The organism is Halobacteriovorax sp. BALOs_7 (genome assembly GCF_003612895.1).
In the GTDB taxonomy this organism is placed as follows: Bacteria; Bdellovibrionota; Bacteriovoracia; order Bacteriovoracales; family Bacteriovoracaceae; genus Halobacteriovorax_A; species Halobacteriovorax_A vibrionivorans.
In genome coordinates this window covers 461,987-483,425 of record NZ_CP027772.1, presented here as the reverse complement: position 1 = coordinate 483,425, position 21,439 = coordinate 461,987, and the positions used below count along the sequence as shown (strand labels likewise).

Sequence of the window (21,439 nt, the reverse complement as noted above, 5' to 3'; positions counted from 1 at the left end):
AATCATGATGACAGATAGTGATAATCAAGAAATTCTAATTATTGGCTTTGGCTCTCAAGCAAAATCTTGGGCAATGAACCTAAGAGACTCAAAGCGAAATATTCATATTGGCCTTCGATCAAATAGCTCTTCTATAGAGCTGGCCAACGAATTAGGCTTTAAGGTTCTTGATATTGAAAATCTTGCACTACCTCAATACGAATTTATCATTATCCTTACACCTGATGATACCCATAAAGAGATTTTAACTTCACTTAAATTTTCTAATAAGAAAAGTAAGCAAAAATTTATTTATGCCCATGGTTACAGTGTTATATACGATGAACTAAGGAAGCTACTTCCCCATCACGAACATATGCTCTTAGCACCGAAGGCCATCGCAAGTGAATTAAGATTTGGTTATGAAACAAAAGCTCCTTTAACTGCTGTTATCAATAGCGATGCTAAATCTAAAGATGCCCTTAAAAACTTGGCCAAAGATTTGGGTATTACTGTCGGTCCAATTGAGAGCAGTTTTAAAGAAGAAACAATTTGTGATTTATTTTCAGAGCAGTCTCTTCTTTGCTCAGTCATTCCACAGGCCGCACGCCTTTCTTTTGAAACTCTTGTAAATAAGGGTCACTCGCCGGAGATTGCATATATCGAATGTTGGCATGAGGTAAAACTCATTGCTGATGCTATGATTAAACACGGGCCAAGTGCTCTTCTTAAATTAATTTCACCTAATGCTTTCATGGGTGGAGAGAGGGCTAAGTCACTGATATTTGATGAAGGGTACCAGCAGAAACTCCATAAAATCTACAATGAAATCGATAATGGCCAATTTGCCCATGAAATTCTTCATAGTGATTTCCAAATGCAACTGAAACAAGCTATAAGTGAGTGGGATAATCTTGAAATTTCCAAAGTTTATCAACGCTTTGGAAAAAAATTGGTTCATGTGAATGAAAAAGTTAACAACGAGAAAAATTAGAAGCTTCAAAGCCGAAAAGACTAAAACTTCACTGCAAGTTCTCACTTGCTATGACTTCCAAACAGCGCAAATGTTAAATGAGACTCAATTAGATATGATTCTCGTTGGCGACAGTCTTGGAAATGTCGTTTTAGGATACGATACAACTGTTGAAGTAAGCTTAGAAGAAATGGCAATCTTTGGAGCGGCCGTTAAAAGAGGTGCTCCTAATAAATTCGTCATTGTCGATATGCCTTTTGGTTCTTATTCTACTTTTAATAAGGCCATTGAAAATGCGACCAAGATTTATCAACAAACAAAAGCTGAAGCCTTAAAACTTGAAGGCGCCTTCCCTCATCAACTTGAGATTATCACCCGCTTAACTCAAAGTGGAATTCCTGTAATGGGACATATCGGTTTAACTCCTCAAAGTGTTCATCAACAAGGTGGATACTATACTCATGGTAAGACTGATGCCGATAAAGAAAGACTTTTAAAAGAGGCAAAAGACTTAGAAGCTGCCGGATGTTTTTCCCTAGTACTTGAGTGTGTAACAGAAGAGATTGCAAATCTTATTACAAAAGAGATTTCAATTCCAACAATTGGCATTGGTGCAGGCAACGCTACAGATGGACAGGTTCTCGTAATCAACGACCTTTTAAAGATGGGTCCAGGAAAGTACCCTAATTTCTGTAAGCCAATTGCAAATTTTTACGACTTAAAGCTAGAGCTTGTTTCAAAGTATATTCAGGATAAGAAAATTCCTCAAGGAATTGATAATGCCGACTTACACCATTGATAGTGGCAACACATTTATTAAAGTAGCGAAGTTTGAAAATAATATTCTTTCAAAGATCACTCGCTATACGCCAGAAGACTTTAATCCAACATTTCAAAAAGATGAAAAAATTATTTTTTCAAATGTATCCAAAAATATTATCCACAAATTACCATCGTCTGCCATAGCTGCAGCTGAGCTAATAGAAGACTTCAAGTCTACTTATGATCAATCAACATTTGGTGTGGATCGAAAAATCATTTCACATTATCTTCAAAAGAAGTTTCCAAATGAAAATATTCTCATTATCGATGCGGGTAGTTTTATTACTTTTGACTATATAGAGAGTGGAATCCATCGAGGCGGGCCCATCTACCTTGGACTTGGGAATTACCTCAAAGCTTATCCGGCATTTTCACAAAATCTTCCTCTAGTTGATAATGTAAAAGCAGGAGAATGTGCAAATACGAAAGAGGCCATTAGCACAGCATTCACTCAATATCTTTCAATGATTAAAAATGAAATTCAGAAATTTCAGACTGATCAAGTTATCGTAACCGGTGGTGACGCTAGAAACTTTCAAGACTGTGCAGATGAACAAGGCGATCTAATGCACCATGCTCTCTTTGAACTTAGCAGGGATTTCGATAGCTCGGTACTTCTTCCCATTACTTAGTCGGATCCAGTAACCTTCTTGCACTTCACCATCAATAACAATATTAATTGGCTTCATTGATACAATGTGATCATAGTTTATATAAATTGGCTCACAAGTATCTCCCAATGCTTGAACGTCGCGTTGTGAAATAATCGAAAACTTACCAAATTTCATATACTTACCTTTGTTACATCGTTTCAAATTCAATGGCCTAAACCCTTTAAAACATATATAAGGGAGTCTCAGGGTATTAACAACCATAAAGTTAACTATATGAAAATATTAGTAGGTGTATGTGGTTCAGTTTCCGCTTACAAGTCAATTGAGTTTGTCAGAGGACTTGTTAAGGCCGGCCACCAAGTAAAAGTCATTTTAACAAATGGAGCAAAGGAATTTGTTTGCCCAAACCTATACTCATACCTTGGCGCCCAAGAAGTTTATGAAGCTAATGCTGACTTTAGCGGCAGTATTGAGTCAAAGAGTGTACTTCATATAGAATTAGCAAAGTGGGCCGACAAGCTCCATATCTACCCGGCCAGTGCCAATACGATAGCCAAGCTTGCCATGGGTCAGGCCAATGACCTACTTAGTAGTGTCTTCCTCGCAGGATGGGATAAGTTTCAAACAATTATTTACCCGGCCATGAACACTTCGATGTGGACCAATCCAATTACCCAAGAAAATATTGATTTAATAAATCGTCTTGATAAGCATGATCATATCTATATATATCCACCACAGAGTGGAACACTCGCCTGCGGTGATACTGGTAGTGGAAAAATTCCCGATGTAGAAGAAGTGCTAACAAATTACGATGCCATAAACCTTGGTATCACTGATAACTCTCCTCATGTTGTCATTACAGCAGGTGCAACAGTTGCTCCAATTGATCCTGTTCGTTTTGTGACGAATCCTTCATCAGGAAAGACAGGACTTGAGATAGCAAAACAATCCCTTCGCCTTGGCAATCGCACCACAGTTCTTTTAGGAGAAAATTCATGCGATGGCTTTAAGCACCTAGCAAAACTTCCAGGAGTTAAAATCATTAAGGTTCGTACAACGGATGAGATGTATGAAGCAGTGAAATCTCTTGAGAATCGTTTTGATACATATATTTCAACTGCCGCTATTAGTGATCTTAAATTTAAAACCGCTGGTGACAAGTTAAAGAAAGACACTCTCTCAAATTCACTTGAATTTGAAAAAGCACAGGATATTCTAAGCTATGTAGTTTCAAATCAAAGTCCTTCTCAATGTATTGTTGGATTTGCAGCTGAGACACAAATGACTAAAGAAGTCCTGGAAAGCAAATATAACCGTAAACCAACAAAGCTATTAATAGGTACTCATGTAAATAGTGGACTTTGTGATAAAGAACGCCAAGGATTTGGCAATGATAGTGCAACATATACGATTCTTGAAAATGGAAAAGTTGCTTTTGAAGGAGAACTTTCAAAGCTTCAATTGGCCAAAGAAATATTTGAGAGGATTAAATAGTGAAAGTTATCACAAAACGTAATGAACTTATTAACACAATGAAGGAAGTTTCCCACCAAAGTCTTGGACTTGTTCCAACAATGGGAAATCTTCATGCTGGACACATGAGCTTACTTGAAAGTGCTCTTAATGACTGTCAGCAAGTTGTTCTAACAATTTTTGTTAACCCAAAACAATTTAGTGCAAATGAAGACCTCTCAACATACCCAAGAACTCCTCAGGAAGATCTCGATAAGATAAAAGAAACTGCGGGCAATCGTGCTAACGATATTATCGTTTTCATGCCAGAGGGTAATACCGAAGTTTATCCTCCAGGATTCAATACAACGATTAGTGTTTCTGGAATAACTGAAAAGCTTTGTGGAAAGAGTCGTCCAACTCATTTTGCAGGAGTGACAACTGTAGTCTACCAATTATTTACTCTAATAAATCCTGCTCGTGCTTACTTTGGACAAAAAGATTACCAACAAGTATGTGTTATTCGTAAGATGGCACAGGACTTAAATTTAAATATCGATATTAAAACCGTACCAATTATAAGAGAAGAATCGGGACTTGCCCTCTCTTCACGAAATGGTTACTTATCAAACGAAGAAAAAGAAATCGCTCTAAATCTTCCTACTAAATTAGAAGTTATTGAATCTCTTTTAAAGTTCAATACTTGGGTAGACGCTGGAGCACAATTAAATGAAATACTAGAATCAACACTAAGTGATAAGGCCTGGGACTATCTAGATATTCTAGATAGCAAGACTCTTGAAGATGTTGATCAAAATACAAAAGAAGTTGTTATCGCTGGAGCTTATTTTGTTGGAGATCGTCCAACGAGAATCATCGATAACCGACTAGTGGAAATTACATATGCTTGATAATGAATTTTATATCTCACGTGAGGCAAAGGCCTCCCTTGTCTCTTTAATTTGTCCTAAGTTTAAAGAACATGCGACAGAAAAAGACACTCTTCGAAGTTTAGAAGAGCTTCGAGAGCTAATGCGCACTTTAAATATTGAAACAGGTGAACAGTATATTCAAAATAAGAAGACTGTTGATGCTGGAACGATTTTAGGAACAGGGAAGCTTGAAGAAATTGCAGCAGCGGCAAAGGCCGAAGGCTCATCTCTACTCGTTTTTGACTGTGAGTTAACTTCTTCGCAAATTAGAAATATCAAGAAGCTGACAGGGCTATCTGTCGTTGATCGTTGCCACATTATTCTTGAGATCTTCTCAGAGCACGCAAGAACAAAAGAAGCACGTATTCAAATTGAAATTGCTCGTCTTCAATATATTCTTCCACGACTGGCCGGATTCTGGTCACACCTTGGCCGTCAAAAAGGTGGTATTGGTGTTCGCGGTGGAGAGGGTGAGCAACAAATTGAGCTTGACCGTCGTATTATTCGCGAAAGAATTGAATTCTATAAACGTGAACTTAAAGAAGTTGAAAAGTCTCGTATTGAACAAAAGAAGCGCAGGTCAAAAAAAGCAATTACGACAGCACTCGTTGGATACACCAATGCAGGTAAATCTTCTTTAATGAATCGCCTATGTCGTGTTGATGTACTTGAAGAAGACAAGCTCTTTGCAACACTTGACTCAACTTTTAGGATGTTAAATCCAGATACAAAACCGCCAATGATCCTTATCGATACGGTTGGTTTCTTATCAAACCTACCAAACACTCTAATTGATGGTTTTAAAACTACTCTTGAATCTGCTCTTGAAGCTGATCTTCTTATGATTGTTTGTGATATTAGTGACCCAAATTACGAAAAACATCTTGAAGTTACTAACAATGTTCTTAAAGAACTAGGGCTTGAAGACAAAGAACGTATCATTATCTTTAATAAGAAAGATAAATTAAATGATAAAATAGCTGAAAATATTATTAAGAGAAAGCATCCAAATAGCTTCGTAATTTCAAGTTTTGATAAAGCTGACATTGATAATTTACGCCAATATGTCGTAGATTACTTCTTAGAAAAACAAAATAATTACGACCTATTTATTCCTTATGATGCTGGAGCTGCCCATTCAATCGTTGTTTCAAAAACTAACGTAATTAAGACAACTAATCATGAAAAAGGGATCTACTATCAAGTCCGAGTACCTGACTTTATTTATAATCCATTAGGTTTACAAAAATTTGAGCTTGGGCCACACGACCCTCTTCTTAAAGAAATCTAAATTTAATCTTAAATAATCCGACAAGCGAGTATGAAGAAAATTATACTCGCATTAATATTTAGCTTTATAGCATCGACAGCTTCTGCTGGAATAACAACAATCGACGTAGAATCATATCATCGAACTGATATGGACTTTATGTTCTTAATCAAGAATAAGAAATACGATAAAATTGTTCTTGATTGCCAAGGCTTTATTAATGGCCTCAATATGTATAGTACAAGAGGGCATGATATCTTCACTCTTCCAGGCTATGGACATTGTATAGCAATCCATAACGAGATAATCAAAAATATCAAGGCCAAGAAGAGCTCATGCCTTGCTATTAATGATTCAGAAGGTAAAGTACTAGTTCTTGATAGCAAGTGCCCTGCTCAACCTTAAGAGCTAGGCCAATCGCTTAATTAAGTGGTAGCCAAATTGCGTTCTAACGATTGGTGACATTTCACCAACCTCAAGAGAAAATGCAGCTTTTTCAAATGGTGCCACCATCATTCCCTTTCCAAACTCACCAAGATCTCCACCTTGTTGCCCAGAAGGACAATTCGAATAATCTTTTGCAAGCTCTTCGAAGCTCTTCCCCTCTTGCATCTTTTTTAATAAGTCTTTTGCTTCAAATTCTTGATCCACCAATATGTGGGCACAACGAATCTTGCTCATGTTATTTCCTTTGAATAGATTTTTTAAGAATGAAATCGCCAATAGTATGTTCCTATTATTACAAGTAAGATAACGGCCAGTCCCAGCCACATGTAAAACTCATCCTTCTCCATTGAAGTCTCCACAAATACGATCGAGATTAGACATGAGATTTGCAATATCAAGAGGTGCTTGAATGACGCGCTTTGCGCCTTCTTCTCCCTTAGTTACGAGCTCTACAACTGGAATTTTTTCACAAAATTCAGCTTCGATTTTCTTAATTGTTTCAGCTGAAATTGTTGAAATATCGACGAGAATGACTTCAGGCACAATATCTCGGATAAAATGGAAAGCATCATCTTCATTTGAAAGCGTAAAAAACTCTCCTCCAACCTCTTTGCCTAAAGCCTCTATAGCAGTGATCATCATTTGGTTGTCGGATAGAAAGAATAGTTTTTTAATTTTCACGTTTAGGTCCTGATATGTTACATTAAAACAATAATCGAAATGGAGATCTTATGTCGAGTCGCATTAAAATTATTGATAACTTATCTAATTCTACCCTATATGAGTTTTCAATGGAAGACGCAGACCGTGCATATGAGAAGTCAGAGGAACTTGAGGAAATGGGGCTTGATATAAAGCTTATTATCCCTTCAGTTTCAGAAACACTCATTAAATCTCTAGGTGCAAATGCTGATAAAATTGAAAAACTCAAAGAAATGATGGATGAAGAAATTGCATCCCATATCGAAGAAGAAGGTAGTTGCTCAATTTGTCTTCCCGATGGAAAGATTCATCAATAAGAGCTAAAACTCTTCGTTCATCAAGGCTTCCATCTTCTTATTTGATTCTTGAAGTACCTTTAAAGACTCCATTGCCTTTTGAAGTTCAGGACTATCTTGAACGGCCTTCTTGATATCTTCCTGTGAAATTTGCTGTCCTGTTTTCTGACTTGCTTCTTGTATAGACCTTTGAAAGACCTTGTCCATATCATCCTTTGAACTTAAACTCTCACTACTGCTGTCATCTGCAGAACTTACACTCTCACTACTGCTATCATCCTGAGATTCATTAGTGGCTTGCGTATCAGAAATTACAGAAGGACCAAGAGGGAGATAAAGCCCTCCTAAAACACCACAATCTGAGATCTTATTCTCATTATCAACATACATATCAATCTCAAAACTCTTATTTAGTTTTTTCGCTCCATAGGAAGCATTATTTATTCGCGTAAGCTCAACGTTTAAGACGGCCTCACCGCGGTGAAGTTCGCGATCTTCAATCTTATTAACAAATAAATCACTTATATACATCGATGAAAGAATATAGTTAGTACCGGCCACTTTTTCTTCAAGAGAATACTTTGCTTCACCATCAGGTCTTAAAATCTTTTCTACTATTAATCGATTCTCTAAGCGTCCAAGCTTCTCAAAAGTTCTTTTACAAGTTCCAGGCTTCCCCATATAGGCCTTCATCCCCTGAAAGTAGTTATTTAACTCGGTTTTATTGATATTTGTCTTTGTCGATTTAATCTGATTTTGCTGATATTTCATAAACGCTAAAGCTAAGAAACCCAAAAGTCCCGCAGCAATAACTATTTCCATTAAGGTAAAACCATTCTCATTTTTCGTAAATTTAAGCATGGGTATATTTTAGTGGATAAATGGATTTTATGGTAGTAGGTATTTCATGTAGTTTCGGGAACTTGTACAAAAAAGGCCACCTTTTGGTGGCCCTATATATCTATTTTATCTTAGATATTTTTTGCTCATCCTGCGGCAAAAGTGCCCCAATGGACAGTTTTGAAGCAGAGATGGATGTGATTCAAGAATCAAAGAGCGAAGCTCGCGTGATTCGGTTGTTCACCACAAACAAAAAAGGCCACCTTTCGGTGGCCTTATATATCTTTTTATTTAAGATATTCTTTTTTTGCAATCACTTCATGATTGCGGGAGGTTCCTTACGGAGACTTTCCCATTGCTCCTGAGTCGAACCGTCGTGCATAAATGCACTCCTCTCGGTCAGTTGCTTGCTCCTTTTGAGGGGAGCTAGCACCGCAAACAATAGACTGGCCTTAGCCAGTCAATTTTGCGGTTGCTTACTCCTCATTTCCTAGGTTGAAACCCTTAAGAACGTCACCAAGAGTTGCAGACTTAACTACATCTTGTTGCATTCCTTGAGTATCAGAGTTTAGAGCAGACTTGATAGAAAGAGCGATTTTCTTCGCATCTTTATCAAGAGAGATAACCATAGCCTTAACTACGTCACCTTTCTTAACTACGTCTTCTGGCTTCTCAACTCTATCTTCAGATAGTTCAGAGATGTGAACTAGACCTTCAATACCAGTTTCAAGTTCAACGAAAGCACCAAAATCAGTTACTCTAACGATTTGAGCTTCAACGATTGTACCAACTGGAAGTCTTGTTTCAATCTTCTTCCAAGGATCTTCTTTAAGTTGTTTAACACCTAGACAGAATTTTTGGTTTTCTTTATCAACTGAAACTACAGCAGCTTCAATCTCGTCACCAACATTGTATTCTTCGTTTAGGTTGATATTCTTCTTAGTCCAAGAGAAATCAGATACGTGAATTAGTGCATCTACTTCTTCTCCAAGGTCAACGAAGATTCCAAATTCAACAATTGATTTGATTTTTCCGTTAACTTTTGAACCAACAGGGAACTTAGCTTCTAGAGCATCCCATGGGTTTTCTTGAAGTTGCTTGATACCAAGAGAGATTCTCTTGTTTTCTACATCTACTTCTAGAACCTGAGCTTCAACAATTTCACCTACAGTGAAGTGCTTAGTTGGGTTCTTGATAGAGTTTGTCCATGACATTTCAGAAACGTGGATTAGACCTTCGATTCCGTCATCAAGTTCAATGAAGATACCGTAATCTTTAACAGATACGATTTCACCTTTAACTTTAGTTCCTGCAACGTATTTCTCGTTAGCAGTTTCCCATGGATTATCTTGAACTTGCTTAAGACCAAGAGATACTCTTTCTTTTTCTTTATCAAACTTAAGAATCTTAACTTCGATTTCGTCACCAAGAGTTAGGATATTAGATGGGTGCTTAACACGTCCCCATGACATATCAGTGATGTGTAGAAGACCGTCAATTCCACCTAGATCGATGAATGCACCGTAATCAGTGATGTTTTTAACGATACCCTTAACAACCATTCCTTCTTCAATTTGAGAAAGAACTTCGCCACGTAGTTTACCTCTTTCTTCTTGAAGAATAGCTCTTCTAGAAAGAACGATGTTTCCACGTTTCTTGTTGAATTTAATAACTTTGAATTCCATCTTTTTACCGATGTACTTATCAAGGTTTCTAGTAGGTCTAACATCAATTTGTGAACCTGGTAAGAATGCCTTAACACCGATATCAACAGAAAGACCACCCTTAACTTTTGCAACAACAGTACCAGTAACTGGAGTACCATCTTCACAAGCTTCAGAAATTTTATCCCAAGCTTTAAGGATTTGAGCTTTGTCCATTGAAAGAACAAGGTTTCCTAGGTGTGACTCTAGCTTATCTAAATAAACTTCAATTTCGTCACCCATAGATACTTTTAGAGAACCATCGTAGTTAGTGAATTCTCTTTTTGGAACTAGTCCTTCTTGCTTGTAACCAATGTCAACAAGAACATAGTCTGGTGAAATGTTAACAACTTTACCTTTGAAAACTTCACCTTCTGTGAAAGTTGGAGTTTCTGTCGAATCTAATAGTTTCGAAAACTCTGTCTCTTCCTTTGTCTCGATGTCTTCACCAAGAACAACTTCGTAATCTTGCATCCAAGATTGTTTTAGATTGTTTAAATCTGTCATAATTTACCTCACGGCAGACAACTGAAAGTGTCCAATCAGCGTCTTAATTTTGATATCTAAAGGCAAAGCCTTTAGCGCAAATCTCTTCTACTGAAGACAATTTACATTTTTTGATTTTGCGCATCTTATGATTTTTGGGACTCTACGTCAACAATAAAACCTATTAATTATAGAATCTTATACGTTTATTAAGGTGCTTTTCGTAGAGTTTGAATAAATTGTATTTATAGCCATCAATACCGTGCTCATTCCATAATTCATCACGAGAATTAAAACACGCCTGCTTATACTCTTTATTCTTTAAGACGATCTCTTTCACCTTGGATCTAAGCTCTCTTGCATCTCCTTGTCGATAAGTTTCAAGGGAGCCATGATAAATTCGATGAAGTTCCTGAGTTGTGGCATTACGCGGCACAACAGTTGGAATTCCTTTTAAGATGGCCAAGAGTGCATAATCTTCAATTGGTGACTTTGAAGTATATGATATCCAAATATCAGAGCGTACATTGTAAATATCATCGGCCTCATGAAACTCGACATAATTCTCAAGCTTATATTCTGCAATTTTTTCCTGAAGCGGCTTATAAAGTATATTTCTTTTCCATTTACGATTAGAGAAAATATGTAATTTAAAGCGCTTTGGCATTGTGCTGTCGAGATTTAAGGCCCATAAACTTTCAAGACAGACAGTTAAGTCATTTAATTCAACTTCATGATCATTAACCCAGCAAGATAAGTGTGTTAGGCTTTCCTCATCGAAAGTATACTTCTGATCAAAGTTAATTTTATCGACACCAAGACCTGAAGAATAAATCTTTCTTACGGGAACATCCATATGAGCATTGATTGACTCTATCATCTCTCTAAAAGGAATAAAGATCAGATCGATCCTTTTAATTAATGGACGATACCAGAACTGCTTGTAAAACTTCTTCATTTCAAAATTAATTGTAAAGAATAAGGCAGTGAGATTTCTCTTTCTTAAATAAGAGGCTAAAGGCCAAAGAAAGTTTAATTGATAGCAATGAACAATATTAATATCGTATCTTTTGATGATACCTCTAAGTTTATTTAACTTATACCAATTCCAGACACGAAGCTTTGTTGTCCCTGTATGAAAAATACAATCAATCCCCGCCTTCTTACATTCACGATGTAGAAACGAGTCTTTTAAACAGTATAGAAAAATATTATGCCCAATTTCTTTTAGCAATAAGCAATCTCTAATGAGCATTCTCTCTCTAGAGCCAGAGTTATACGTAGGTGATACGTAGAGAATATTTTGTTGTTTTCTAAAGATATTAATCATCATTATTTCTTATATTCACCTTTCTTATGACTAATAAGCTCACCTTTTACAGCACCTATTTTAATTTTAGCGGCAAATTTTAGAAGCATTCGACTCTCATCAGTTGAGAACCAAAAGTTAATATCTCCAGACTTTTTCAAAACACCAGGAAACTGAGTTTGAGCTGTTATTCGATAAGCCTGAAACTTCTTATTCATGACTTCGACTTCTTCTACATTATCCACTTCTGCTTTTAAGATCCAAACCTTCCCTCTTGTTACAATTGGGAATTCAAATTTTGAACCAATTTTCATTGGTAGCCCGCGCAGGAAATATAATGCAGAGAAAGAGTCAGTAAAATAACGTGGTAAGTATTCTTGAATCTTTTTATTCTTAGTCTTTCCATCTTTTAAGCGATGATAAAAGAAATAAGTCTTTAACTTATCATGATCAAATAATTGTAGATCATCAACAAGCTGACCAGACTCTCTTTGCTTCATTTCATACTTAAGAGGTGAAAAGCCACCTTTTTCAATATCAACATAAACATCGAGTGTATCTTTTAACTTATAAATACCTTCAAAGTATTCTGCAGATTCTAAAAGCCCATTAACATGGAGAACTTCTTTACCGCCCATTGTCGCCATTGGCATTGTTCTAATGGTTGCTGTACCTGCTTTAAAAATTGACCACCCAATTTCAAACTTAAATTCTTCACCAATTAAATACATTGGACGATAAGACTTCCAATACTCTTTAGATTTTTCATCAATCGCAATATATTGCTCAGGATAATCATCAAGAGTCTGAGGGTTTATAATTTTTTCTTCTTTTTTCTCTATCTTCTTTTTGGTTACTTTTTCTTTAAGCTTCTTCTCTTTGGCCTTTTCTTTTTTGACGATTTCTTTTTCTTCTTTAGTTGGCTCTTGAGTTGCAGACTTCAATGATGGTTCAGCAACAGGATTTTCTGTTTTAAACTTTTCCAAGGTTTCACGGTCACCATTTTCAAAGATCTCAACGAGATCTTTTTCATCACTCTCACCTTGCATAAGTGCCCCAGCACAACTAACAAGTAATAGAAGAAGTATGATTGAAAGAAGTTTATTCAACTTGCCCCCTAGAGTCTCTAATAACAGAATTTATTCTTTGTTTTACCAATTCCTCACCCTTTAGAAATTCAATTCCAATTTGTAAGTAATGGATGCGCTCACTACTTGAACACCTCTTCATTTTAACAATATCTTTTTCTGTTGTAAGAATGATGGCATCCTTTTCTTCCGCTAAGGACACTAAGCTTTCTAACTCATTGACTTTATATAGGTGATGGTCAGGAAAATTAAAATCATCAACTATATTGGCGTTTAGCTGTTTAACTAACTTTAAAAAAGACTGTGGTGAAGCTAACCCAGATACACAAATAACATTCTTTCCATTTAATTCATCAAGAGCAATATCTTCTTCGTGTAAGAGATTTCTAATCGCCCCAGGTGCATACTTAAACTGACCACTTGGTGTATCTTTCTTACAGTGAGTAAGGACAAACTTTTCCAATTCATCTAATTCGCTTCTATCAACCAAGTCAGCTCGTCCAAATAAGACGACATCTGCTTCCTTAAGAGCACTTAGTCCCTCTCTAAGATATCCCCTAGGTGGACAATGATATTTAGAAATCGGTAAAAGAGAGTCAAATAGTACGATATTTAAATCACGCTCTATTTTTAAATGCTGAAACCCATCATCAAGTAGGACGATATCGGCCTTTTCTTCTTCATAGTAGCGTCTTAGATTATCTCTACGATCAGCTCCAACAACAACACTAGCATTCTTTAAGTTTCGACTTAAAACTAGGGCCTCATCTCCAAAAACAAATGGGTTTTCAGATATTTTCTTTCCCGTTTTAATAATTCCGCTAGAGTTTTCAAGCTCGCCTTTATAACCTCTTGTTAGAACCATTGTCTTTTTTTCTAGTGAGTCATTTAGATAATTCCCTATCCATAAAGTGAATGGTGTTTTACCAGTTCCACCAAGAGATAGGTTTCCAATACTAATAATAGGCACTTCAAACTTTGAAGAATTAAAAACTCCCATCTTAAATGCGAAACGACGAAGACGATAGATCCATTCCCACAAGAAACTTACTGGAGTAAGAAGCAGGGATAGCATGTTGAAAACTTTTACATTTAACTGACTCATGAGTCTTTTTTCCTATTATCCTTCAGGGTAAGCTTGCTTAAGCTTATCAATCAAATACTGAGAGATCTCAATATCCTCTCCCTCAGTTAATTCTTTTACTTTCTTGAGTTCATTAATAACAAACTCATAACGTTCTTTATTTTCAAATAACTCTTTTGCCTTCCTCTCTAAATTATAATGGCCAAAAGCATCTCCTAATAACTCAGGATAGACATCATGTCCGAGAATGAGATTAGGAATTGAAACAAATCCCTTATATTTTACGATATTCTCAGCAATAAAAGTATTGAGTAAATTTAAATCATAAGAAATAACACTTGGTACACCATATAAGGCAAGTGAGAGATTTACCGTACCACTAGTTGCAAAAGAAAAATCTGCTTCTTTTAATGCTTCATCTAATTGATCATCACGATAAATTTTATCAAACTCACCTTCAAAGCGAGAGAAGAGTTCATTATCAACAGAGCTTGCTTTAACAATAGTTAAGTTAAAATTATATTTTTCTTTAAGACTTCTTACGGCCTTTATGAACTCTGGAAGCATAAATTCAATTTCAAACCGACGACTACCAGGAAGAAGAAGTAAGTTAAATTCTTCATTCTTAAAGTCTACACTTCTGCGTGTAAAATCTTTAAGAAGCGGCTTTGTCTTTTTCAAAAGAGGATGCTCAATTGTAATGGCCTTACTTACACCACGATCCATAAACCACTTTTTTTCAAAGGGTAAGATGCAAAAAAGCGTATCAACAGATTGTTGGAGATACTTCGTTCTCCATTCTTTCCAAACCCATGCCTGAGGTGCAACATAATAGAGAACTTTTACGCCTAATTTCTCAAGTTTCATTGCTAACTTTAGATTAAAGGTTTGAAAATCAATCAGTATAGCAACCTTAGTATCTCTCTTCTTTACTTCATCGATAAGATGACGATATGCCTTGTAGTAAAAAGGAACCTTTCTTATTGCTTCAGTGACTCCCCAAGTTGAGAAGTCCTTTAATTCATATAGCAGTTCAACGCCAGACTCTTTCATCTGACTACCGCCTACTCCATAGAAATGGATATCCGAAGCCCCTTCTTTAAGGGACGGAAGAAATGTCATTGCATGTTCTTCACCAGATTTCTCACCAGCAATAATTAGACAGCTTTTCAAACTAAGTTAACCTCTTTGTTTTCATTCAATGAAGTATTTACGGCAGCAATTAATTCCATTGCAGCAATCCCATCATCAATTGTTACAAATTCTTCAGTATTATTTGTAATTGAATTATAGAATTTTTCTTGCTCAATATAGAGATGATCTCTCTTCTCATAGTCAAACTCGTGAATTTCTTGTTCACTATCAGATTTAATATCTTTTGAATAAGAAACTTTATTATTTAGAAGATCGACTCTTAAGATTCCATTAGCAGAATTTAACTGAACACTTCGTTCTGTCTTTACATCATTTCGAGAGTTCTCAATTGTTACAACAGAATGACCGTAATTTAATAGTGCTTTAACATGATCAAATTTATCAGTGAGAACCTTCATTCCATAAGCTCTAATTGACTTAGGCTTACCAAATAACATCAGAGCAAGATCGAGATCATGAATCATCAAGTCCTCAACAACTCCAACATCTGCGGCCCTTCCTTTAAAAGGAGAATTTCTTACAATAGTTGCGACGTTATTATTTTTAACGATCTCACCAAACTCTTCTAATCTCTCCCAAACCTGGTGACATCTTTCACTATGTCCAACTTGTAACTTAACACCCGCTTTAGAAGCTAGTTCTTTTAATTCCTTAGCTTCTTCAACTGTTACCGTTACAGGTTTTTCACAAAAAACATGTTTTCCATTTTCAAGGAGGCTTTTAGCTATTTCATAGTGATAACTTGTAGGTGTTGCAATAACAGCAGCATCAATCTCATTCATCACTTCTTTGATATCTGAAACAATTTTTGTTTCTGGATATTCTTCCTGTGCTTTTTTCTGATTCGGCTCATAAGGCTCTACAATAGCAATCAGTTCACATCCATCTAATTGATGGGCCTTCTGAGCATGCCACTGTCCGAGGTGACCAAATCCAATTGAAGCAACTTTTACTTTTGTCATAATTAAAACCTAGTTCTTAAGTTAAAAATGGTGCAATTCCCATTTTCGTCGAAATAATATGTTCTTTAATTTGTGCAATAATTTCATTATTCGCATATGGCTTCATAAGCTCTTCTGTTTCAACAAATGTACGAGGAGAATACGTAGAAGCTTCCATATCACGGAAGAAATCAACGATTTCTGAAATAGCATTTCTTTCTACTCCAGCACGACGAAGACCAATAATATTGATTCCACGAAGCTTTGCGCGATTTCCATAAGCAGTACAATAAAGAGGAATATCTTTATCAATTGCAGAAGCACCACCGATATATGCTCCCTCTGCAACTTTAACAAATTGTGAAATATTTGTTCCACCACCAATAATAACTTTATTACCGACTTTTACGTGACCTGCGAGGTTTGTCGAATTGGCCATGATTACTCGATCCCCAACAACTACATCGTGACCCAGGTGAACTTTTGCCATAAGAAGACAATTACTACCTAGAGATGTTTTTTGGCGATCCTTCATCGTTCCACGGTGAATTGAGACATATTCTCTCATTACATTATTATCACCAATTTCAACTTCTGTTGGATCTTCTTTATAAGTTAAGTCTTGTGGTTCTTCACCGATAGAGCAAAATTGATAAAACTTATTATTGTCACCAATTTTAGTATGACCATTTATAATAACGTGATTTCTAATTTCACAGTTTTTTCCAATCTTTACATTTGGACCAATAATGCAATATGCACCTATTGTTGTCCCCTCTCCAATTTCTGCACCTTCAGAAATAAGTGCAGTCGGATGGAATCTTTCATTCATATCACTCATAATGAGCTCCTTGCTTGTTATTCTTTAACTTTAAAAGTTGCTAAGACCTGACACTGGCTCATTAATTCTCCATTGTGAAAAATCTTACAATCATTTTGTAAAAACCCTGTTCGCATTTTTGTACAAACAGTCTCAATTTCTAATCTCATCCCTGGATAGACAGGCTTTCTAAACTTTGCACCCTCAATTGATAATAGCGCAACTTCGAAGTCACCTTCTTCTAAATTTTTATAATAAAGTTTTAACTGGAATGAAGTGAACTGGGCCATCATTTCAACTTGAACAACACCTGGAAGAATAGGATTCCCAGGGAAGTGACCAGCAAAAATTGGATGGTCTTCTCTCGTTGTATAATTTCCTTTAACAACAGCACCAACTAGATCTTTGATATCATTGACCTCACCAGTCGCTTCAACACTTGTAATTTCATCAACAAATAAAAACGGTTCCCTGTGAGGGAGAATTTTCATTACTTCTTCTTTGCTTAAATGCATAACCTTACCTACCTTTTAATATTCTTTCTAATAAAGGCAATTGATCTTAAAAATTCACGCATTGGCCTTGCAGGATAACCTCCAACAGTTTCCTGCGCGGCCACATTACCGATAACAGTTGATCCACCAGAGATCTGAGCGGCCATTCCTACTTCTAAGTTGTCAGCGACAGCAGACTTACCACCAAAGACGGCATAATCACCTATCTTTGTACTTCCACCGATTGCAACCTGTCCGCACAGAATTACACCTTTCCCAAGTTGAACATTATGACCAACTTGAACATGATTATCTATTTTAGTTCCACTTCCAATACGTGTCGGTGTAAATGTTCCTTGATCCACACAAGAATTCGCACCGATTTCCACATCGTCACCAATAACAACTCCACCGAAGTGCCAGATTTTATGATGAACGCCTTGATGGAAATTATAACCAAAGCCATCACTACCAATAGTAGTTCCTCCATGGATTCGACAATTCTTTCCAATGACAGTTTCGGGATAAATTGTCACATTTGAATAAAGAGTCGTTCCCTGAGAGATTTTAACATTTGGCATAATCACGCAACCAGGCATGATAAAACAATCGCTTTCAATTTCGACATTTTCGCCGATGAAAACACCTTCAGCAATTTTTACAGAAGGGTGAATCTTAGCACTTCCATCTTTTCTACCATCAAGCTCAAAAGCAATACTACCTCTTTGCTTTTCATAGAAAACCTTTGATGCTTTTGTAATTGAAATTGGAATATTACTAGAAGTTAACAGAGCGAGTGTATTATTTGATAGATACTCTCTATCTTCTTGATCTAATTCTTCATAAAGCTTTTCATCGATAATAATTACAATTTTATTTTCGACTTTGGCCTGTTGATATTTTTTAAAGAACTTTTTATTTCCTAAAAATAAGACCTCTTCATCATTAATTTCCTCAATTGAAGAAATACTATTCAAAGATAAATCTTTATTTCCTGCTAATAACTTTAAATCTGAATCATTTTTGATGAGGCTTTCAAGACTAACTTTCACTTTTTACCTCCTCCTTTAAAACGACAAAAGGGAATACATGAAGTATTCCCTTAAAAGAGTCTATATCAGTAAAAAATTACTTATGTTTCTTATCGTAAGCTGTAATAACATCATTTGTGATGTCAGTAACTTTCTTAATGTAAAGAATTGGAGTTGTTGATGTTTCATATGTCCAATCAAGACCTTTCTTTTTAGAAACTTCTTCAACAACAGCTTTAATTTTATTTAAGATAGGACCTTTTGCACTTTGTTCCATCTTAGCAAGCTCTCCCTGATACTTTTGCATTTTTTGTTGAAAAGTGAAGAATTTCTTTTGAAGTTCCTGACCTTTCTTCTGCTTTGTTTTCTCATTCATAACAAGAGCTTGTTTCTCAAACTTCTCTTTCTCTTTTACTAGAGATTCTTCTTCTTTCTTAAGTTCGGCTTGCTTCTTATCGATTTCTTTTTGCAGCTTGTCCTTAATTTGCTTTGACTCTTTAACAGATAGTAGAACTTTTTGAACATCAACTCGCCCAATATTCATCGCACTTGCAGTTAAAGAAGAAAAAAGTAATCCAACCATTAATAAGTTTTTCATATCGTCTCCTTACGAATTAGAATAATTGCCCAATATCAAAATGGAATTTCGTCCCGCCGTTCATGTCCTCATCAGGGTTGATAGGAATACCCCACTCAAACCTTAGTACACCAATTGGTGAGAACCAACGGAAACCAAACCCATAATCCATATATATTTTATCAACATTGTTGAAATCAGCAGCAGTACCAGCATCAAAGAAAGTAACAAACTTAAGTCCCGCTTCTTTTGCTAGAGGATGCTCTAACTCAAGAGTTGTAAATGCCGTAAATGGAGCACCAATATTAAACTCTTCATCTTCACCATCTGAGTTCTTTGCCGTCTCCTTAGGTCCAATATCTTCGATATCGTACCCTCTTAAGTTTCTTGCACCACCAAGTGAGAATTTCTCATTTCGTGGAATTGGAACACCCTTGTCTTCAATTTTACCAGTATATAGACGACTTCTAAAGACTAACTCTTTCCAAACAGGATAGAAGTAACGAATATCAATTTCATTCTTCCACCACTTCTTGTCACCACCTATACCTGCGTACTCTGTTGCCACATTCCAGTAATAACCATCAGTTGGCTCAAAACGGTTATTTCGCTTGTCTTTAACAACAGCAACTCTTGCAGAAGAAGTAACACCCGCTTCATTTTCATCAACCGTTTGGTCTTTGATATCTGTAAGTTCAGTTTCTTCAAGTTTATAAGTAGTATAAAGTCTTGTGTATTCAAAAATTGGGTAACCGACTCGAGCTGCAAAACCATGTTTCTTATAATCATATGAGTCAAGTTGTGTATCGACTGTTCTAAAAATCTCTCCACCTAAAGTCCACTTAGAATCCATAAAGTATGGTTCAGTAAATGACAGAGAGAAGTTCTGTGTTTCTTTTGCAAGATTGGTAGAGAATGAAAGCTGTTGTCCTAGTCCTCTAAAGTTATTTTGAGAAACTGAGGCTTGGAAGAATCCACCTGTTGCAGTTGAATAACCGGCTCCAACTGAAATCTGTCCAGTACTTTTCTCTTTAACACTAATTTCAACATCGAGAACATCATCCTGTCCCGGAGCTGAAACAGTATTGAAAACAACACTTCCTGGTTCAAAGAAACCTAAACGATTAACATTCTCTTTAGATTCTCTAAGGCCTGTACCAGAATATTTGCCACCCTCATGAATCTTTAATTCACGACGAACAACTTTATCACGAGTTTTTGAGTTACCAGTAATTGAGATACGACCAAACTTAGCAAGCTTTCCTTTCTCGAAAGAGTATTGAATATCAACTCGATTCTCACCTGGAACTAATTGGATATTTCTAATAACGTTGGCAAAAGCATAACCAAGATCTTGATAAGATTCTGTTAGACGTTGAATATCTTTTCTAAGTAATTCCTCAGAGTAAACTTCTCCGGCCTTAAGCTGAGTTTTTTCAAGAAGCTCTTCTTCTGTAAAAAGAAGTTCACCTTGGAAGTAAATATCACGTACTTCAAACTTTGGTCCCTCTTTAATTTTTACAGTAATAAAGACCCATTTCTTATCTTCTGAAACTGTAACTTCCGGAACTGCCACATTAACTTGTAAGTAACCCTTCGTTGAATAGAAGTACTTAAGACGCTCAATATCTGTTTTAAAGTTTAGCTCTTTAAAATTTCCAGAGCCCGATAGGAACGAGAAGAGACTCTCCTCTCTTGTTTCCATTATTGACTTAAGCTCTTCTTCAGCAAACGCTGTAAGACCTAGGAAGGTAATCTTTTTAACACGAACTTTATCGTACTCACTGATGTGATAAATTAGATGAACATTCTCATTGTTAACTCTTCTAATTTCATATGAAACATTTGCAAGGTAGAAGCCCTTTTCTTCGTAAGTCTTTTCCATCTTACGAACATCGGCCTGTATTGAGTTAACATCAAGGATTGAGTATTCTCTGGTTTTTAGACCTTCACTCAAATCATCTTTATCAACTTCATCATTTCCTTTAAAAATGATCTTTGCCACAATTGGCTTTTCTACAACTTTGAAAATTAGCTTCTGTCCCTCTTGGTGAGCTTCAACTGATTCAAAATATTTTAAGTTATAAATAGTCTCGATATCGTTAAAGAGAATCTCATTTGTCAGAGTAAGACCTTTACGCGCGCGAAGCTTATCAAGAACAGCTTCTTTCTCTACTTTCTTTAGACCTTGAATTTGAACATCTGAAATTTTAAACAGACGTTTAGTAGGACCTATTTCATTTGCAATAACATTGAAGGTTATTGAAAACACAATAATATATATAAAACTCTTCCAAGAGTTAATCATTCAGTCTCCGTGATTTTGTCTTGTGTGCATGCTGACAAAAAATACTTGAGTAAAAAAATATCAACAATCTTACAAAGTTACAAAAAGAAAAACGAACACAGTGCGACACAAAA

23 protein-coding genes are annotated in these 21,439 nt (G+C 36.1%); 8 read left to right on the top strand and 15 right to left on the bottom strand.

Annotation, left to right across the window (positions count from 1 at the left end; genetic code table 11):
• Window positions 1-4: 4 nt before the first annotated feature.
• From BALOs_RS02325 to BALOs_RS02315, 3 genes are read left to right on the top strand one after another with little or no spacing between them, the layout of a single operon-like run.
• Complete coding sequence (locus BALOs_RS02325) at window positions 5-973, top strand: NAD(P)-binding domain-containing protein (RefSeq protein WP_115361864.1); 969 nt, start codon at window positions 5-7, stop codon at window positions 971-973.
• A complete protein-coding gene (gene panB / locus BALOs_RS02320) occupies window positions 945-1,751 on the top strand; it encodes a 3-methyl-2-oxobutanoate hydroxymethyltransferase (RefSeq protein ID WP_120404174.1) in 807 nt (268 codons plus the stop codon). The genes BALOs_RS02325 and panB overlap by 29 nt, the downstream gene beginning before the upstream one ends.
• Window positions 1,732-2,406, top strand: a complete 675-nt coding sequence (locus BALOs_RS02315; RefSeq protein ID WP_115361868.1) for a type III pantothenate kinase — start codon at window positions 1,732-1,734, stop codon at window positions 2,404-2,406. Before panB ends, BALOs_RS02315 begins: the two co-directional genes overlap by 20 nt.
• On the opposite strand, the gene BALOs_RS15115 is transcribed toward BALOs_RS02315, so the two are convergent.
• Window positions 2,338-2,562, bottom strand: coding sequence for a hypothetical protein (locus BALOs_RS15115; RefSeq protein WP_133296935.1), 225 nt, complete (start codon window positions 2,560-2,562; stop codon window positions 2,338-2,340). The two genes, BALOs_RS02315 and BALOs_RS15115, sit on opposite strands and share 69 nt — an antisense overlap.
• Window positions 2,563-2,661: 99 nt before the next feature.
• Between BALOs_RS15115 and coaBC the strand changes: the two genes are divergently transcribed.
• From coaBC to BALOs_RS02295, 4 genes are read left to right on the top strand one after another with little or no spacing between them, the layout of a single operon-like run.
• Window positions 2,662-3,885: a bifunctional phosphopantothenoylcysteine decarboxylase/phosphopantothenate--cysteine ligase CoaBC gene (gene coaBC / locus BALOs_RS02310; protein WP_120404173.1), complete on the top strand. Its 1,224-nt coding sequence runs from the start codon at window positions 2,662-2,664 to the stop codon at window positions 3,883-3,885.
• Entirely contained in the window at window positions 3,885-4,754 is an 870-nt protein-coding gene (gene panC / locus BALOs_RS02305; RefSeq protein WP_115361871.1) for a pantoate--beta-alanine ligase, read from the top strand. The genes coaBC and panC overlap by 1 nt, the downstream gene beginning before the upstream one ends.
• The gene (gene hflX, locus BALOs_RS02300; RefSeq protein ID WP_120404172.1) at window positions 4,747-6,066 is read left to right on the top strand and encodes a GTPase HflX; all 1,320 of its coding nucleotides are present in this window, start codon (window positions 4,747-4,749) and stop codon (window positions 6,064-6,066) included. Before panC ends, hflX begins: the two co-directional genes overlap by 8 nt.
• A gap of 30 nt (window positions 6,067-6,096) precedes the next feature.
• Window positions 6,097-6,450: a hypothetical protein gene (locus BALOs_RS02295; protein ID WP_115361875.1), complete on the top strand. Its 354-nt coding sequence runs from the start codon at window positions 6,097-6,099 to the stop codon at window positions 6,448-6,450.
• Between the two features lie 3 nt (window positions 6,451-6,453).
• Here BALOs_RS02295 and BALOs_RS02290 read toward each other — a convergent pair whose 3' ends face one another.
• Together BALOs_RS02290 and BALOs_RS02285 are read right to left on the bottom strand one after the other, a co-directional pair.
• The gene (locus BALOs_RS02290; protein ID WP_115361877.1) at window positions 6,454-6,726 is read right to left on the bottom strand and encodes a peptidylprolyl isomerase; all 273 of its coding nucleotides are present in this window, start codon (window positions 6,724-6,726) and stop codon (window positions 6,454-6,456) included.
• A 99-nt stretch (window positions 6,727-6,825) separates the two neighbouring features.
• Window positions 6,826-7,173 carry a hypothetical protein gene (locus BALOs_RS02285; RefSeq protein ID WP_115361879.1) on the bottom strand — a complete coding sequence of 116 codons (348 nt, stop codon included), beginning with the start codon at window positions 7,171-7,173 and terminating at the stop codon, window positions 6,826-6,828.
• 50 nt (window positions 7,174-7,223) lie between these two features.
• Between BALOs_RS02285 and BALOs_RS02280 the strand changes: the two genes are divergently transcribed.
• Window positions 7,224-7,511, top strand: a complete 288-nt coding sequence (locus BALOs_RS02280; RefSeq protein ID WP_115361881.1) for a hypothetical protein — start codon at window positions 7,224-7,226, stop codon at window positions 7,509-7,511.
• A gap of 3 nt (window positions 7,512-7,514) precedes the next feature.
• Here the strand turns inward: BALOs_RS02280 and BALOs_RS02275 are convergent, their stop codons facing one another.
• The 12 genes from BALOs_RS02275 to bamA form a co-directional block, all read right to left on the bottom strand.
• Window positions 7,515-8,351: a type II secretion system protein gene (locus BALOs_RS02275; protein WP_120404171.1), complete on the bottom strand. Its 837-nt coding sequence runs from the start codon at window positions 8,349-8,351 to the stop codon at window positions 7,515-7,517.
• 455 nt (window positions 8,352-8,806) lie between these two features.
• Window positions 8,807-10,540 carry a 30S ribosomal protein S1 gene (locus BALOs_RS02270; protein ID WP_115361886.1) on the bottom strand — a complete coding sequence of 578 codons (1,734 nt, stop codon included), beginning with the start codon at window positions 10,538-10,540 and terminating at the stop codon, window positions 8,807-8,809.
• Between the two features lie 163 nt (window positions 10,541-10,703).
• Window positions 10,704-11,852 (bottom strand): glycosyltransferase, encoded by a 1,149-nt coding sequence (locus BALOs_RS02265; RefSeq protein ID WP_133296937.1) that lies wholly within the window; start codon window positions 11,850-11,852, stop codon window positions 10,704-10,706.
• On the bottom strand, window positions 11,852-12,937 hold the full coding sequence (locus tag BALOs_RS02260) for a DUF3108 domain-containing protein (protein ID WP_162929498.1): 1,086 nt from the start codon (window positions 12,935-12,937) through the stop codon (window positions 11,852-11,854). The genes BALOs_RS02265 and BALOs_RS02260 overlap by 1 nt, the downstream gene beginning before the upstream one ends.
• Window positions 12,930-14,021, bottom strand: coding sequence for a tetraacyldisaccharide 4'-kinase (gene lpxK / locus BALOs_RS02255; RefSeq protein WP_120404170.1), 1,092 nt, complete (start codon window positions 14,019-14,021; stop codon window positions 12,930-12,932). Before lpxK ends, BALOs_RS02260 begins: the two co-directional genes overlap by 8 nt.
• A 15-nt stretch (window positions 14,022-14,036) precedes the next feature.
• Window positions 14,037-15,173 (bottom strand): lipid-A-disaccharide synthase, encoded by a 1,137-nt coding sequence (lpxB, locus tag BALOs_RS02250; RefSeq protein WP_120404169.1) that lies wholly within the window; start codon window positions 15,171-15,173, stop codon window positions 14,037-14,039.
• The gene (locus tag BALOs_RS02245) at window positions 15,170-16,117 is read right to left on the bottom strand and encodes a Gfo/Idh/MocA family protein (RefSeq protein WP_120404168.1); all 948 of its coding nucleotides are present in this window, start codon (window positions 16,115-16,117) and stop codon (window positions 15,170-15,172) included. Before BALOs_RS02245 ends, lpxB begins: the two co-directional genes overlap by 4 nt.
• Before the next feature lie 16 nt (window positions 16,118-16,133).
• Window positions 16,134-16,937: an acyl-ACP--UDP-N-acetylglucosamine O-acyltransferase gene (gene lpxA, locus BALOs_RS02240; protein ID WP_233500256.1), complete on the bottom strand. Its 804-nt coding sequence runs from the start codon at window positions 16,935-16,937 to the stop codon at window positions 16,134-16,136.
• A gap of 17 nt (window positions 16,938-16,954) precedes the next feature.
• Complete coding sequence (locus tag BALOs_RS02235) at window positions 16,955-17,431, bottom strand: 3-hydroxyacyl-ACP dehydratase FabZ family protein (protein WP_115361898.1); 477 nt, start codon at window positions 17,429-17,431, stop codon at window positions 16,955-16,957.
• Window positions 17,432-17,439: 8 nt separating this feature from the next.
• Window positions 17,440-18,462, bottom strand: a complete 1,023-nt coding sequence (gene lpxD, locus BALOs_RS02230; RefSeq protein ID WP_120404167.1) for a UDP-3-O-(3-hydroxymyristoyl)glucosamine N-acyltransferase — start codon at window positions 18,460-18,462, stop codon at window positions 17,440-17,442.
• Between the two features lie 76 nt (window positions 18,463-18,538).
• A complete protein-coding gene (locus BALOs_RS02225; protein ID WP_115361902.1) occupies window positions 18,539-19,039 on the bottom strand; it encodes an OmpH family outer membrane protein in 501 nt (166 codons plus the stop codon).
• 16 nt (window positions 19,040-19,055) lie between these two features.
• Window positions 19,056-21,290 carry an outer membrane protein assembly factor BamA gene (bamA, locus tag BALOs_RS02220; protein WP_158536868.1) on the bottom strand — a complete coding sequence of 745 codons (2,235 nt, stop codon included), beginning with the start codon at window positions 21,288-21,290 and terminating at the stop codon, window positions 19,056-19,058.
• Between the last annotated feature and the right edge of the window lie 149 nt (window positions 21,291-21,439).

What these genes read in the sequence shown, in the direction of transcription:
- BALOs_RS02325 (WP_115361864.1), top strand. Translation starts at nt 5, where the DNA reads ATGATGACAGATAGTGATAATCAAGAAATTCTAATTATTGGCTTTGGC.
- panB (WP_120404174.1), top strand. Translation starts at nt 945, where the DNA reads ATGAAAAAGTTAACAACGAGAAAAATTAGAAGCTTCAAAGCCGAAAAG.
- BALOs_RS02315 (WP_115361868.1), top strand. Translation starts at nt 1,732, where the DNA reads ATGCCGACTTACACCATTGATAGTGGCAACACATTTATTAAAGTAGCG.
- BALOs_RS15115 (WP_133296935.1), bottom strand. Translation starts at nt 2,562, where the DNA reads ATGAAATTTGGTAAGTTTTCGATTATTTCACAACGCGACGTTCAAGCA.
- coaBC (WP_120404173.1), top strand. Translation starts at nt 2,662, where the DNA reads ATGAAAATATTAGTAGGTGTATGTGGTTCAGTTTCCGCTTACAAGTCA.
- hflX (WP_120404172.1), top strand. Translation starts at nt 4,747, where the DNA reads ATGCTTGATAATGAATTTTATATCTCACGTGAGGCAAAGGCCTCCCTT.
- BALOs_RS02295 (WP_115361875.1), top strand. Translation starts at nt 6,097, where the DNA reads ATGAAGAAAATTATACTCGCATTAATATTTAGCTTTATAGCATCGACA.
- BALOs_RS02290 (WP_115361877.1), bottom strand. Translation starts at nt 6,726, where the DNA reads ATGAGCAAGATTCGTTGTGCCCACATATTGGTGGATCAAGAATTTGAA.
- BALOs_RS02280 (WP_115361881.1), top strand. Translation starts at nt 7,224, where the DNA reads ATGTCGAGTCGCATTAAAATTATTGATAACTTATCTAATTCTACCCTA.
- BALOs_RS02275 (WP_120404171.1), bottom strand. Translation starts at nt 8,351, where the DNA reads ATGCTTAAATTTACGAAAAATGAGAATGGTTTTACCTTAATGGAAATA.
- BALOs_RS02270 (WP_115361886.1), bottom strand. Translation starts at nt 10,540, where the DNA reads ATGACAGATTTAAACAATCTAAAACAATCTTGGATGCAAGATTACGAA.
- BALOs_RS02265 (WP_133296937.1), bottom strand. Translation starts at nt 11,852, where the DNA reads ATGATGATTAATATCTTTAGAAAACAACAAAATATTCTCTACGTATCA.
- lpxK (WP_120404170.1), bottom strand. Translation starts at nt 14,021, where the DNA reads ATGAGTCAGTTAAATGTAAAAGTTTTCAACATGCTATCCCTGCTTCTT.
- BALOs_RS02245 (WP_120404168.1), bottom strand. Translation starts at nt 16,117, where the DNA reads ATGACAAAAGTAAAAGTTGCTTCAATTGGATTTGGTCACCTCGGACAG.
- lpxA (WP_233500256.1), bottom strand. Translation starts at nt 16,937, where the DNA reads ATGAGTGATATGAATGAAAGATTCCATCCGACTGCACTTATTTCTGAA.
- BALOs_RS02235 (WP_115361898.1), bottom strand. Translation starts at nt 17,431, where the DNA reads ATGCATTTAAGCAAAGAAGAAGTAATGAAAATTCTCCCTCACAGGGAA.
- BALOs_RS02225 (WP_115361902.1), bottom strand. Translation starts at nt 19,039, where the DNA reads ATGAAAAACTTATTAATGGTTGGATTACTTTTTTCTTCTTTAACTGCA.